The organism is Modicisalibacter xianhensis, from assembly GCF_900113605.1.
Lineage (GTDB): Bacteria > Pseudomonadota > Gammaproteobacteria > Pseudomonadales > Halomonadaceae > Modicisalibacter > Modicisalibacter xianhensis.
Window position 1 is genome coordinate 94,934 of record NZ_FOPY01000009.1, and the last position, 13,999, is coordinate 108,932.

The following is a 13,999-nucleotide window of genomic DNA, read 5'->3' on the forward strand; positions in this document are numbered from 1 at the left end:
AAGGGTAGGATTTAGCATAATCCAAGTTAGAAAAATAGCGCTCATCGTGAACGCCAGATAATAATTAATGCATGCTATCAAATAAGTTCCTTTGCGAGTTGACGGCTAGTCGCGAAGTGGCAAGTATTGGCCTGATGGAAGAGCTGTAACGTTTGATGACGTTTCTCTCGTCAAGGGATGCCAGGATTGGCAAGCCCTACGTTAGCCTCATGCCGTATTCCCGCCAGGGACCTGGACTCGGTGTCAGTCCATGATGCCGAAAGGAGAACAACAATGTTGTCGTATGGATTGCGTCAATCTCTCGAGCAGTGCAACAGCTTGCCTTCGCTACCCACTGCTGTGCTGCGTGTCATTGAATTGGCCAAAGATCCCGAAAGCAGCATTCAGCAAATCGTGGCGACGTTGGGAACCGACCCGGCTCTCTCGGTACGCGTGCTGTCTCTTGCCAACACCGTTTACTTTACTCGTACAGCACCGGTGGAGGAGTTGCATCAGGCGGTGAGTCGTATCGGGGTGGAGAGGACCCTGTCCATGGCATTGGGCTGTAGCCTGATCTCAGCGACGGATAATCGGCGACTCCCCGGCATGGATCTGGAGCGTTACTGGCAACGTTCGTTGATCTGTGCGCTAAGCGCGAAATCGCTCGCCGAAACCCTGGGTTTGGAGTCGGAGGGCGGAGCGCTGTATACCGCGTCGCTACTGCAGGATATCGGTATGCTGGCATTGTATGCCCTTGATGCCGAGCGGTACCGGCCTTTGCTGGAAAATGCCATGGACCATGGGGCGCTGATCGATGCAGAGCGTGAATGCTATGCGTTGGATCATGCAGAAGTGGGAGCCTGGTTGGCGGCTCGCTGGAATTTGCCTCAACGGACCATCGAATGGATCGCGCATAGCCACGCAGAATTGACGAGCGCTACATCGCGAGAAGCACAGGCTCGAAACTGTCTCATCGCATCGGGTAGGCTGGCTGATGCCTGGCTGGAGGGGGAGGCTGCATTGAGTGTGGCAATCGCTTCGCTGGAGTCGTATTTCGGCCTCAATACACCCGACATGATTTCCAAGATCATGTCGCTGCAGGAACAGCTTCCTTCGGTAGCTGCGCTCTATGAGGTGTCAGTCCCTCAACCGCTCGATGCCAACCAGTTGATGTTCGAAGCCAAGTTGTTGCTGGCGGAAAAGAATGCACGCCTGCAGCAGGATCTTTGGAGGCAGCAGCAGGAGATCGAGGCGTTACGGCGTCAGCAGGAGGCGCTGAACCATCAGGCGCGTGTCGATCCGCTGACCAATCTCTATAACCGTCGCTACATGGAACAGCGTCTTGATTCGCTTTTCCAGCAGGCCCGAGCCCACAGGGAGAGTTTGTCGCTGGTCTTCATCGACTTGGATCGCTTCAAGGACATCAATGATGAATTCGGTCACACGATTGGCGATGAAGTCCTGAAGGGATTTGCCACGATCCTCGCGGACATGCTGAAAGGCGACAACCTTGCCGGGCGCTATGGTGGCGAGGAGTTCATCGTCGTCCTGCCAGAGGCGGATAGCGAGATGGCTTGCCAGCGAGTGAGTGACATTCGGCGCCAGCTAGAAGGCAAGGTATTGGCTCATGCGCGTGGCGTCCCCATTCGGGTAACGGCGTCGTATGGTATTGCCTCCATGGAGGGCGGCGAGCAATTCACCGATGTTGACGAACTCATCGAAACGGCCGATCAATGCATGTATCGCTCGAAGCGTCTCGGAAGCAGTCGCGTCATTGCTGTCACCTCGCCGACAAGTGAAGTGGGTGCCTGACATGAGGGTGCTCATTAAGCGAAAAGATCGCCTTGCCGGGTAGGAGGGCGGAAGGCCTGACAGTCGAGGCCCAGAGCGGCGCGGCCCTCCAGGCCTAGGCGCCGGCTGGCCGCATCGAAGCGCTGGCGGAGCATGTCGGCGAAAACGCCTTGCCCTCGCATTCGTTGACCGTAGCGGGAGTCATTGTTGGCGCCGCCGCGGCATTGGCGAACCAGGCTCATGACCTTGCCGGCGCGTTCAGGATAGTAAGCTTGCAGCCAGTCCTCGAATAGTGGAGCAACTTCATGGGGAAGGCGCAGCAAGGTCCATCCTGCCGTCCTGGCTCCGGCATCCTTTGCTGCCTGAAGCAGACTTTCCATTTCGTGATCGTTCAATCCAGGGATCACCGGGGCAACCAGGGCTCCCGTGGGCACATCTGCCTGGTTGAGTACACGCAGGGTCTTGAGACGGGCCGCTGGCGACGCCGTGCGGGGCTCCAAGGTACGCTTGAGGTCGTCGTCCAGCGTGGTCAGGCTGATAAACACCCGGACCAAACGCTGTCTGGCCATGGCGGAGAGCAGATCGACATCGCGTAGGATGAGGGCGCTCTTGGTCACCAGCGTGACGGGATGCCGACACTCCAGCAACAGCTCGAGAATGGCGCGTGTCGTACGTCGCTCGGCTTCCAGAGGCTGGTAGCAGTCGGTGTTACCGGCAAGGTTGATCGGGCGGCAAACGTAGCCTGGCTTGCACAGTTCTTCCCGCAGCGTATCCACCAGCCCGGTTCGGGCGATCAAGCGCGTTTCGAAATCGATGCCCGGAGACAGGTCCCAGTAGGCGTGGCTGGGGCGAGCAAAACAGTAGATGCAGCCATGCTCGCATCCGCGATAGGGATTCAGTGAGCGGTCGAAGCCCAGGTCCGGTGAGTCGTTCCAGGAAAGCGCAGTCCTGCTGCGTTCATCGCGAACGCTCGTGGGGATACGATCCGCCAAGGCTTCCTGCCACCAGCCATCGGTCTCAGCCTCGCTGAATGTCGGCGCAAAACGGTTATGGGGGTCAAAGGTCGCTCCGCGACCCTTGCGCGAATGAGAAGGATGACGCATGAGTCGGACCCGATATACTGTATTTAAATACAGTATATCGGGTGGCTGGAAGGCTTGCCAGCCGCTGAGCGAGCTCCTAGAGATGGCCCGGATTACGCAGATGGCGCTCTTCAACGGGTGGTGGTGTCCATTGATAAACCCAGGTTTCGGTCAACGGGCGGCCATCGCTGGTCTGCAAGAACAAGCGTAGGTTGATCGGGTCAGTGCTGTCATCGGGGGGCACCACATCGAACATGGCCCGGTACCCTTGTATCGATGCCAGCGGGCGTGCCGAGGTGATCTCGACCCGGCCGTCAGAATGATCGATGACCGGTTCGACCTTGACTTCCTCACCTTCATTGAAAGGGAAGGGGCCGCCCTGGAAGTCGACGACGAAGCGCCAGCTAAAATACTCGCGCCGCTGGCCGACGACACCGCCCAGGCCCGTGCGCGTCGCCACACAGCGGGCCAGCTCGGGTTCTTCCGGAGGGCGCCCCCGCCAGAAGATGCGATAGCCATAAAGCATTTCCTGGCCGGGAGTTGCCGGCTCGCCCGGGTTCCAGAAGGCCACGATGTTATCGAAGGTCTCGTCCAGCGTCGGAATTTCGACCAGTTGAATCGCACCGGCACCCCAGTCGCCCTTGGGTTCGATCCAGACGCTGGGACGACGATCATAAAATACGCCATCGTCCTGGTAGTGATCGAAATCGCGATCGCGCTGGATCAGGCCGAAGCCTCTGGGGTTATTGTCCTGATACGAGTTGAACCGCAGCTGGCGCGGGTTGACGAGCGGCCGCCATAGCCACTCGCCGCTGCCGGTGTGCATCGACAGGCCGTCCGAATCGTGGATTTCCGGCCGCCAGTCCCAGTTTGCATCACGGTCGTTCTCGCCGATCATGTACATGCTGGTCAGCGGGGCAATGCCCAGGCGCTCGATATCCTTGCGCGGATAGAGGGCGGCATCTACTTCCATGACGACGCCGTCGATGTCGGTAATCGCGAAGCGGTAGGCGCCAGTGATGCTTGGGGATTCCAGAAGGGCGTAAACGTTGACCACGTCACTGTTCGGTTCCGGCCGCTCGAGCCAGAAACGGGTGAAGTCGGGGAACTCTTCCGGCCTGTCCAGGGCGGTATCGATGGCCAGCCCGCGCGCCGACATGCCGTACTGCATGGATTTACCCACGGCGCGGAAGTAGCTGGCACCCAGAAAGGCGGCAATGTCACGTTTCCAATCGCTTTGGTGATGCAGACGGAAGCCGGCGAAGCCCAGGTCTTCGGGCAATGCCTCGCCGTTGATACCGGATTTCCCGTAGCCGAACATCGCCGGATCGTAGGCGATTTCCTGCGCCTGGCCGTCGACGATCTCGTAGATATGCACGGGTTTCTTGAAATACAACCCGAGGTGGAAGAGCTGGGCGCGAAAAGGGGACTGCGCCCTGTCGGACCATAGCGCATGATCCGGTTTGAAGACGATGGATTGGTAGTCGTCCCAGCTCAGGTCCTGTAACTGCTTGGGCAAGGCAACTTCCGGCGATTCGTAGTCCTGTGTCGCCAGGTTCCTGGCCAGCCCTTTCAGCCAGGCGTAGTCGAAGGACTCACTAGGCCCGATCGACTTGGTCTGGTTCTCGACGGCGGCGAATAACGGGGCAAAGGGAAGAAAGGCGCTACTGCCAATGAGGCTGGAGGCTTTCAAAAAGTCGCGTCGGTTCATCGGTGTCTTTCCTAGACAATGGCGGTTCCGTGGCGGAGGGTTACCGAAATCGATGTCTGCTGCCGGATGTGTCACGCTTAATCTAAAGGCATTTCACAGCGAAAGAAAGAAGCCGGCCAAGGCAGCGCTCATCAGGTTGGACAGCGTGCCTGCAGCTACTGCCTTGAGGCCGAGCGTCGCTATTTCGCTGCGGCGATTGGGGGCCATGAGTCCAAGCCCTCCCATGAGAATGGCAATCGACGACAGGTTGGCGAAACCGCACAGGGCGAATACCACGATAGCCTGGGCATGCGGACTCAAGGCTCCTGGATCGCTGGCAAGGTCGGCGAAGGCCACGAACTCGTTGAGGATGAGCTTCTCGCCAATGTAGCTTCCGGCCAATATGGCTTCTTCCCATGGCACGCCTATCAGGAAGGCCAGGGGCGAGAACACGTAACCCAGCAGGAGTTGCAGGGTCAGTTCATCGTAGCCGAACCAGCCGCCTACCCAACCGAGGCAGGCGTTGAGCAGTGCAATCAGCGCGATGAAGGCCAGCAGCATACCGCCGACATTGATGGCCAGTTGCACGCCTGAGCTGGCCCCCGTGGCGGCGGCCTCGATGACATTGGCAGGCTTGTCGTTGGCGCCGGCTTCGATGACGTCTTCCACGGCCTGGGTTCGGGATTCGGTCTCGGGCACGATCAGCTTGGCCATCAGCAGGCCGCCTGGCGCCGCCATGAAAGAGGCGGCCAGCAAGTATTCCAGAGAAATACCCATGGCAGCGTAACCGCCCAGCACGCTGCCGGCGACCGAGGCGAGGCCGCCGACCATGACCGCAAACAGTTCCGAACGGGTCATGCCGGCCAGAAAAGGCCTGACGACGATAGGCGCCTCGGTCTGACCGACGAAGATGTTGGCTGCTGCCGACAGCGATTCGGTGCGGCTGGTCTTGAGCAACTTGTGCAGGGCACCGCCGATCAGATTGATGACCCAGCGCATGATCCCCAGGTAATACAGCACTGAGATCAACGAGGAAAAGAATACGATGATCGGAAGCACGCGCAGGGCGAAGACGAAACCGCCATTGCCGAATACCTCGAACATCGTGTCGCTGACCAGTCCCCCGAACATGAAGTCCATGCCCGCCTGGGCGCTGTCGATCACCGCCTGTACCCCTTCGGTCATGGCCAGCAGCATGCGCTGTCCAAACGGAATGTAGAGTACCAGCAGGCCCAGGCCGGCCTGGATCAGCAGGGCGCCGACGACGGTGCGCAGGCGTATGGCGCGACGGTTTTCCGAAAGAAGAACGGCCAGAAGCAGAACGACGGCAATACCGACCAGGCCCATCAACGTTTGCATAGGGGATCCGGATAGCGAGTTGTTATGAGCCTGGAAGGCTACCATCCCAGGCCAAAAAGCTACACCTTGATGCCTTTTTCTAAGGCCTTTAGGGGCATTCCCGGCTCGTTTGGCAGGGCATCTTGCTATTGTTGCCTTTCGTGTAGCACTAGCTCGACGCGACGGTTGGCTGCACGTCCGTCACGATCGTCATTCGAAGCCAGGGGACGGGTGGCAGCATAGCCGATGGCGCGCAGGCGTGCGGGGTCGATGCCTTGCAGAACGAGATAGCGCAGGACGGCGCTGGCGCGGGCGCTCGATAGTTCCCAGTTGGAAGGGTAGCGCGGAGTGTCGATAGGCAGGTTGTCCGAATGGCCTTCAACGGAGATCTCGCCGGTGGAGTGCTCCAGCAAGGCAACGATGCCCTGCAATACCTGCTGGCCTGGTACGGTCAGGGTCGCCTGGGCACTGTCGAAAAGCAGGTGGTCCTGAATGCGTAGGTTCAGACCCTGCGCATTGCGCGATACGCTGACGCCATCAAACTGGGGAAGCATGCCGTCATGATGTGGCTTGATGCCGCTTGTCTCCGGTGCGGGGACCTCTGGGTAAGCGGCTTCGGCGCTGCCTCCGTTATCAGCGATCCGGTCTTTTGTGCTCGGAGAGCCTTGATCGGCCAAGGCCAGCAAGAGAACGAATAGCGTAATCAACAAGGTCAGTACGTCGAGATAGCTCATCAGCCAACTCTCGCCATCCTCGCTGCCATCGGCAGCGCCTAGAAGATCATCATGTTGTCGGTCCAGGTCGCTCATGGCCTAGGCCTCTGTGCGCATGGCGCTTTCGGGTTCCGTGGGGGCCGGCCCACGGATCTCGTCATGATGGTTGGCCATGAACGAGTTCAGCGTTTCTTCGATGAATGAGGGAAGCCGGCGTTTGGAAATCAGCGAGATGCCTTCCAGGACCATGTTCATGGCGATCAGGCGTTCCTCGGTGCGCCTCTCCAGCTTCACGGCGATCGGCTTGAAGATCAGGTTGGCCAGTAGAATGCCGTAGAAAGTGGTCAGCAGTGCCACTGCCATGCGCGGTCCGATCGATGCCAGTTCGCCGGTATCCATCACTTCGAGCATGTTGACCAGTCCGACCAGCGTGCCGATCATGCCGAAGGCCGGGGCATAGGCGGCCATGGTGCGGAAGATGTGTGCTTCGGCGCGCTCGCGCGCCTTGAGCCGGGTGATGCGCCAGCGCAGCAGGTCGAGGATTTCCTCTTCCTTGGTATTGGCGATGACCAGTTGTACCCCCGTGCGCAGGAACGGGTTGCGTGTCCCTTCCAGGGCCCGCTCGACGGCACGTACATCGCCCTTGAACCAGAGCCGTGAAATATCGACGAGTTCCCTGATGTCATCGTGGGTATAGGTGTTTTCGCGCCGGAATACGATGCCCACCAGGCGAATCACCCGTACGACCTCGCGTAGCGGATAGCTGATGAACGTAGCCGCCAAGGTGCCGGTAAGTACGATGGCTAGTCCGGGCAGGTTGAGGAAGCTCTCGGGAGTTTCGGCGGTGAATAGCAGCACGCTGGCGAGCAGCAGGCAACTGACGACCATGCCGATCATGGTGGATGCATTCATGGCAAGCCTGACCTGTATCGATGAAATACATTGGTTGTCTATCGGCCAGGCTGCCGGTAACTTGAGCGAGACTAGCGGGTTAGGCGTCCAGGGTCATCGCTGATGACGGCATCCACGCCCCACTGGCACAAGCGCTGGTAGGCTTGCGTGTCGTTCACGGTGTAACAGAGCAGGCGATAATCGCTTGCCGCGACTGCCTGCGCCTGGGCAAGCTTGAGACGCCGCCAGTCGAGATGCAGGCTGAAGGCTCCGAGTCGCGAGGCACGATCCTCCCAGTCACGGGGAAGCTTCTCGTAGAGCAGCCCCAGCGCCAGTGCCTGCGGGTCGGGAACGAGACGACGCGCGGCATTGAGGGCGGTCATGTCGAACGATGACACAAGCAGCCGTTCGCGGGGCAGTGACTGCATGGCAGCGGGCAGGACGCTCTCGACCAGTGCTGAGGCATCACGCCCGCGATTGACCTTGAGCTCCAGGTTGAGCCCCATGCCCAGTTCGTCTAGCAGGGCCAGCATCTCCTCCAGCGTTGCCATGCGTTCACCACTGAACGTGGTATCGAACCAGCGCCCGACATCCAGTCGACTCGCTACTTCCCAGTTCAGTTTTTTGAGCTTGCCTCGACTGTTCGAGCAGCGACGGACTCCGGCGTCATGCCAAATGATCGGTGTGCCGTCGCCAAGTAACTGCACATCGAGTTCCACCCAGGCATGGCCGGCGGCATGTGCGGCCTTGACGGCAGCCAGGGTGTTTTCGGGAGCGTGTGCCGAAAGCCCACGGTGGGCGATGGTCGCGGGAAGGGCTATGCGAGAAAAAATGTCGCTCATGCCAAGGGTCCAATGTCGTCATGTCGTGGCAGAACATCGGCGAAGCCACAATGAACGTCAAGGGCTGCGCGCAAGGCCCGGCGATATGCTAGGCTTCTGCGCTTTTACGTCAGCGCGGTGCGGTGGAAGGTACGAGGTCGAACGATGAAAGTAGTCCATATCAAGAATGAACAGCAACGCGATGCCTGTCTCGCGAGACTGTGTGCCGAGGTGTATGGGCATGACGCGGGTATAGCGCCTTTGGTGAGCTTCGCGGGAACGCTGAGCGTCCTGGTCCGACAGGATGCGGCACGTATCCTGGCCTTGGTCGACAACGCCTCGCAACCGGCGGCCTTGGCGCTGCTGGTGCTCGACAAGCAGGGCCAGAGCATGGAGATCGCATTGATGGCGGGACTGGAGACCGACGTGAACGAGCCGGCAGAGCGCCTGGTCAGCGAGTTGGCAACACGAGCGCCACTCAAGGTCAATGCCCTCAATGCCGAGCAGGAAGCCATGTTTCGCCGTTGCGGCATCGCGCGCTGGTTCGACGGAGAGAACGGAACTCGAGTCGGCCTCAGCGATGTGCATCCTGCCAACTCACTGGAAGAATTGCCTAGCCCGATGCGCTTCGATGAACGCGCCGTGGTGCAGTCCTTCAAGCAGGACCGCACCCTGTTCGAGGGTTACAAGAAGCGTTTCATCCGTGGGCTGGAAAGCTTTCCCCGCGTGCTGTAGCTCTGGTCTGGCGAGGTGTGCCACTCAGCGTGCCAGCCAGCCCCCGTCGACCGCCAGTGTATGGCCGTGAACATAATCCGACGCAGGGGAGGCCAGGAAAACCACGGCACCGGCCAGATCATCCGGATTGCCCCAGCGACCCGCGGGGATGCGCCCGAGAATCTCGGCGCTTCTTTCCGGGTCGTCGCGTAGGGCCTGAGTATTGTCGGTAGCCATGTATCCCGGTGCGATGGCATTGACGTTCACGCCCTGGGAGGCCCACTCATTGGCCATCAAGCGTGTCAGGCCAAGAATGCCGCTCTTGCTGGCGGTGTAAGAGGGCACGCGTATGCCGCCCTGAAACGACAGCATCGAGGCGACATGGATGATCTTGCCTCCCGTCCCGCGCTCGATCATGTGGCGTGCCGCATGCTGGGCAAGAAAGAAGGCGGCCTTCAAATTGACGTCGATCACGCTGTCCCAGTCATCTTCGCTGAATTCAAGGGCCGGTGCGCGCCGGATCATGCCGGCATTATTGACGAGAATATCGATCTGGCCGGCCTCGGTAATTGCGCGCTCGACAATGTCGGCGGGACGATCCTTGCCCAGTTCCGCCTCGATGGAACTATAGCGTCTGCCCAGTGATTCGACTCGCTGGCGCGTCTCGTCGGAGCCGCGGCGACTGACACCGACGATGTTGGCGCCGGCCTCGGCCAAGGCCACGGCCATGGCCTGACCCAGCCCCTTGTTGCAGCCTGTGACCATCGCGACTCGTCCTTCCAGCGAAAATATCGGCATATCGTTTCCTCCTTGCACTGGGTGTTGATATAGCATGCCATGGTAACGATCTGGCGCTGTGAACACGGTGCTTGTATGGTGTAGCCATTCAATTGACTGATATAAGGACATTTTTCATGGCCAAGCGAATTCAGTTCTCGCAGACCGGTGGTCCCGACGTCCTCGAGTATAGCGATGTGTTACCGGAGGAGCCCAAGGCCGGCGAGGTTCGCGTCAGGAACCATGCGGTCGGCCTTAACTTCATCGATATTTATTTCCGTACCGGGCTTTACCCGGCCCCGGGGTTGCCCTCCGGGCTTGGCACGGAAGGGGCTGGCATCGTCGATGCCGTGGGCGAGGGTGTCACCCATCTCAAGGAAGGCGATCGTGTCGCCTATGCCCAGGGGCCACTCGGTGCCTATGCCGAGTTGCACGTGCTGCCGGCAGATAAGGCAGTAAAGCTGCCTGATGCCATCGAGTTCGAGACCGCGGCTGCCTGCATGCTCAAGGGGCTGACGGTACAGTATCTGCTGCGTCAGACCTATCGCTTGCAGAAGGGTGAAACGATCCTGTTCCATGCCGCTGCAGGCGGCGTCGGTTCGATTGCCTGCCAGTGGGCCAAGGCGCTGGGGGTCAAGTTGATCGGTACCGTCAGCTCCCCCGAAAAGGCTGAATTGGCCATGAAGAATGGCGCTTGGGCGACCATCGACTACACCAAGGAGAATGTGGTCGAACGCGTGCGTGAACTGACCAAGGGCGACATGGTCCCGGTAGTCTACGACTCTGTGGGCAAGGATACCTGGGAAACTTCGCTCGACTGCCTGCAGAAGCGTGGCCTGATGGTCAGCTTCGGCAATGCATCCGGCCCGGTGGAAAACGTCAACATCGGTATCCTCAACCAGAAGGGCGCGCTCTACGTGACCCGCCCGAGCCTCAATGGCTATGCCGACACGCGCAAGCGTCTCGAGACCATGTGCGGCGAGTTGTTCGAGATGCTCGAGAGCGGCAAGATCAAGGTCGACATTGCCCAGCGCTATCCACTGGAGAAGGCAGGCGAGGCCCAGGAAGCCCTGGCGTCGCGCAAGACGACCGGGTCGACGGTGCTGGTACCGTCCATGCAACAGGATACCCAGGCGACGCAGGACGCTGACCAGTCGCAGGATGTACAAGTGCCCGCCGAAGAGACACCGGCGGCGCAGGACGCCGGGACGAGTCAGGATCATGGCCCAGAGAATAACCAGGACCAGGACCCGCGGGCATGAAAACATGGTTGGCCGGGCTGAGCCTGGCCTCTGTGGCATTGTTCTTGGGTGGATGTGCCAGCCATTCCGCTGACCCCGGCCAGGGAGCGTACACAGCTCAGCAGGGCCAGGCGGCGTATTACAGCGATGCCTACCAAGGCAATCGAACAGCCAATGGTGAGCGCTACGACCGCAATGCACTGACGGCAGCGCATCGCTCCCTGCCGTTCGGCACTCGTGTGAATGTCACCAACCTGAATAACGGGCGGAACGTCACCGTGCGCATCAACGATCGGGGTCCCTTCACTCGCGGTCGCATCATCGACTTGTCGCGGCGGGCGGCACAGCAGTTGGGGATGATTCGTAGTGGTACGGCGCCGGTGCGCGTGATCGTGTTGAACTGAGTCCTGCTCTACAGGAAAACGCCCGGTCATTTTGAACTGACCGGGCGTTTTCTTTTGATGCGCTGGCTAACTGCGCCGCTCAGGCTGCATCGTGCCAGACGACCTTGTCTTTATGTGTGGCGAAGGCATCGAAGGCGAAGTCGTCGACGGTCAGCATATCGAGTACTTCGCGTTCGTAGTGACGCATGAACCTGGCATCGTCCTCGCTAACCAGCCCGGCGTCCAGCGCAGCTTCCAGTCGCTGTTCGGGGTGCAGTGCCTCGGCAGGCAGTTCGCCCTTGGCATAGGCCTTGCTGATGGCGCGATAGATCGGCTCGGCTCGCTCATATTCCGCCAGCAGCGCATTGTAGCGAGCCAGCGGATTGTCCTGCTGCCCCGGGCCCTGCTGATCCCAGGTATCGGAAATCAACTTACGGCGCAGGGGCGTGTCCATGGAAACGGCCTTGGCGATATCCCGGGTCAGGCTGTCCTGAGGTTTCTCCCAGCGACGTCCCAGCGGCATCACGATGAACTTCAGTGACTTGGCCAGTGCGCGATTCGGCAGGTTGTCGAGCAATTCGACCAACGCCTGCTCGGCACGGAACAGCAGGGTACGGCAGCTGTAATGCAGCAGTGCCGCTTCATGCTCGACATTGTCGCCGGCCTGCCACTGCTTGAGCACCATGGACGTCAGATAAAGGTTGGACAGCACGTCACCCAGGCGCGCCGACAGCATCTCGCGCTTCTTGAGCCCCGAGCCGACACTGATCATGGCAGCGTCCGCGCACAGGCCGAAGGCGGCTGACAGGCGCGACACGTCGCGCGCATAGGGGGTGGCTACCTCATCGAAAGGAACGCTCGGCCTGCCGATGCCCAGGCCCTGCAGCCAGGCTCGGGCAGCATTACCAAAGATCAGGCCGATATGACCGAAGAAGGCCTTGTCGAAGGCTCGCAGGTCCTGGGCTTCCTTGGCAGCCAGTTCCTTGAGCACGAACGGGTGGCAGCGAATCGCGCCCTGACCAAAGATCATCAGGTTGCGTGTCATGATGTTGGCGCCTTCCACGGTGATCGATACCGGTACGGCGCTCCAGCCCAGGCCCAGGTAGTTGCGAGGCCCCAGCGTCACGGCGCGGCCGCCATGGATATCCATGGCGTCGGCCAGGATGTTGCGCTGGAACTCGGTCAGTTGGCTCTTGAGAATGGCCGATGGCACTGCCGGCTTTTCACCATGATCGATCAGGTTGGCTGTCTGCATGACTGCCGCCTGGGCAATGTAGGCATGCGCCGTGAGGCGAGCGAGCGGCTCCTGCACGCCTTCCATGTCGGCTACCGGCATGTTGAACTGACGACGGATACGGCTGTAGCCGCCCGTCCAGCCGATGGCGTAGCGACCGACGCCTGAGGCGCCCGAAGGCAGGGTGATGCAGCGTCCAACGGAAAGGCATTCAACAAGCATCCGCCAACCCTGGCCGGCCATGCTGGGGCCACCGATGATGTAATCGAGTGGAATGATTACGTCCTTGCCGACGATCGGACCATTCATGAACGGACTGCCGACGGGGTGATGGCGGCGACCGATTTCCATGCCCTCGGTGTCGCGTGGAATCAGTGCGCAGGTGATGCCCAGGTCGGTGTCTTCACCCAGCAGGTGCTCGGGGTCGAACATCCGGAAGGCCAGCCCGACCACGGTGGCAATAGGAGCCAGTGTAATCCAGCGCTTTTCGAAGTTGAGGCGCAGGCCCAGCACTTCCTCGCCGTTGTGCATGCCCCGGCATACGATGCCCGTATCTGGCAGCGAGGTGGCATCGCTACCGGCTCGCGGCCCGGTCAGGCCGAAACAGGGAATTTCCCGCCCATCTGCCAGGCGAGGCAGATAATGATCTTTCTGCGCCTGGGTACCGTATTTGAGCAGCAGTTCGCCTGGCCCCAACGAGTTGGGCACACCGACAGAGACCATCAGCGTCTCGTTGACCGCGAGCTTCTGCAATACGGCCGACTGCGCCTTGGCGGAAAAGCCAAGGCCACCGTACTGCTTGGGTATGATCATTCCGAAGAAGCCTTCTTTCTTCAGGTAGTCCCATAGCGCCTCGGGCAGGTCGGCACGCTCGCGGGCGATCTCCCAGCCATTGCACATGCCGGCGGCAACCGAGCACTGATGATCGATGAAAGTGCGCTCTTCTTCGGTCAGTCCATCATCCCGGTAGTCGAGCAGGCGCTGCCAGGTCGGCTTGCCCGAGAACAGTTCGCCATCCCAGGATACCGTGCCGGCTTCCAGGGCGGAGCGTTCAGTATCCGACACCTTGGGTGCCGCCTTGTCGAAAAGCGCAAAGATGCGGGGTGATAGCAAGCGACGACGCAGGGCTGGCACGCCAGGAATGGCAAGTAGGGTCCCAGCGATAAGCAGCAGAGCGCCAAGAATGGGCGTGCCGAAAAGCACACCGACAAGTCCGGTGATAACGAGTACGCCAATGGCCGGAACGGCACCGGCCTCGCGGCGCATCACTTCCAGCAGGCCGCCTAGGGCGACGAGTATCAGGATGAATTGAAGCATGGGGATCTCCAGCAACTGCGCAAGCATT

12 protein-coding genes are annotated in these 13,999 nt (G+C 60.2%); 4 read left to right on the top strand and 8 right to left on the bottom strand.

The window, feature by feature from the left end:
• The first annotated feature begins 273 nt into the window (after nucleotides 1–273).
• Nucleotides 274–1,791 carry a sensor domain-containing diguanylate cyclase gene (locus tag BM194_RS12265; protein WP_177223404.1) on the top strand — a complete coding sequence of 506 codons (1,518 nt, stop codon included), beginning with the start codon at nucleotides 274–276 and terminating at the stop codon, nucleotides 1,789–1,791.
• A 14-nt stretch (nucleotides 1,792–1,805) separates the two neighbouring features.
• Here BM194_RS12265 and BM194_RS12270 read toward each other — a convergent pair whose 3' ends face one another.
• The 6 genes from BM194_RS12270 to BM194_RS12295 form a co-directional block, all read right to left on the bottom strand.
• A complete protein-coding gene (locus tag BM194_RS12270) occupies nucleotides 1,806–2,873 on the bottom strand; it encodes a PA0069 family radical SAM protein (protein WP_092847156.1) in 1,068 nt (355 codons plus the stop codon).
• Between the two features lie 76 nt (nucleotides 2,874–2,949).
• On the bottom strand, nucleotides 2,950–4,563 hold the full coding sequence (locus BM194_RS12275) for an OpgD/OpgG family glucan biosynthesis protein (RefSeq protein ID WP_092847157.1): 1,614 nt from the start codon (nucleotides 4,561–4,563) through the stop codon (nucleotides 2,950–2,952).
• Nucleotides 4,564–4,656: 93 nt separating this feature from the next.
• Entirely contained in the window at nucleotides 4,657–5,901 is a 1,245-nt protein-coding gene (locus tag BM194_RS12280; protein ID WP_092847159.1) for a NupC/NupG family nucleoside CNT transporter, read from the bottom strand.
• Nucleotides 5,902–6,026: 125 nt separating this feature from the next.
• Nucleotides 6,027–6,689, bottom strand: coding sequence for an OmpA/MotB family protein (locus tag BM194_RS12285; protein WP_092847161.1), 663 nt, complete (start codon nucleotides 6,687–6,689; stop codon nucleotides 6,027–6,029).
• 3 nt (nucleotides 6,690–6,692) lie between these two features.
• On the bottom strand, nucleotides 6,693–7,505 hold the full coding sequence (locus tag BM194_RS12290) for a motility protein A (protein WP_092847163.1): 813 nt from the start codon (nucleotides 7,503–7,505) through the stop codon (nucleotides 6,693–6,695).
• A gap of 71 nt (nucleotides 7,506–7,576) precedes the next feature.
• The gene (locus BM194_RS12295) at nucleotides 7,577–8,326 is read right to left on the bottom strand and encodes a glycerophosphodiester phosphodiesterase family protein (protein WP_092847165.1); all 750 of its coding nucleotides are present in this window, start codon (nucleotides 8,324–8,326) and stop codon (nucleotides 7,577–7,579) included.
• A gap of 144 nt (nucleotides 8,327–8,470) precedes the next feature.
• Here BM194_RS12295 and BM194_RS12300 point away from each other — a divergent pair, with 144 nt between their 5' ends.
• Nucleotides 8,471–9,040, top strand: coding sequence for a hypothetical protein (locus BM194_RS12300; protein WP_092847166.1), 570 nt, complete (start codon nucleotides 8,471–8,473; stop codon nucleotides 9,038–9,040).
• A 24-nt stretch (nucleotides 9,041–9,064) separates the two neighbouring features.
• On the opposite strand, the gene kduD is transcribed toward BM194_RS12300, so the two are convergent.
• On the bottom strand, nucleotides 9,065–9,817 hold the full coding sequence (gene kduD, locus BM194_RS12305; protein WP_092847168.1) for a 2-dehydro-3-deoxy-D-gluconate 5-dehydrogenase KduD: 753 nt from the start codon (nucleotides 9,815–9,817) through the stop codon (nucleotides 9,065–9,067).
• 116 nt (nucleotides 9,818–9,933) lie between these two features.
• Here kduD and BM194_RS12310 point away from each other — a divergent pair, with 116 nt between their 5' ends.
• Nucleotides 9,934–11,058 carry an NADPH:quinone reductase gene (locus BM194_RS12310; RefSeq protein ID WP_092847170.1) on the top strand — a complete coding sequence of 375 codons (1,125 nt, stop codon included), beginning with the start codon at nucleotides 9,934–9,936 and terminating at the stop codon, nucleotides 11,056–11,058.
• Nucleotides 11,055–11,441, top strand: coding sequence for a septal ring lytic transglycosylase RlpA family protein (locus BM194_RS12315; protein ID WP_092847173.1), 387 nt, complete (start codon nucleotides 11,055–11,057; stop codon nucleotides 11,439–11,441). Before BM194_RS12310 ends, BM194_RS12315 begins: the two co-directional genes overlap by 4 nt.
• A gap of 79 nt (nucleotides 11,442–11,520) precedes the next feature.
• Here the strand turns inward: BM194_RS12315 and BM194_RS12320 are convergent, their stop codons facing one another.
• On the bottom strand, nucleotides 11,521–13,971 hold the full coding sequence (locus tag BM194_RS12320) for an acyl-CoA dehydrogenase (RefSeq protein ID WP_092847176.1): 2,451 nt from the start codon (nucleotides 13,969–13,971) through the stop codon (nucleotides 11,521–11,523).
• Nucleotides 13,972–13,999: the final 28 nt, after the last annotated feature.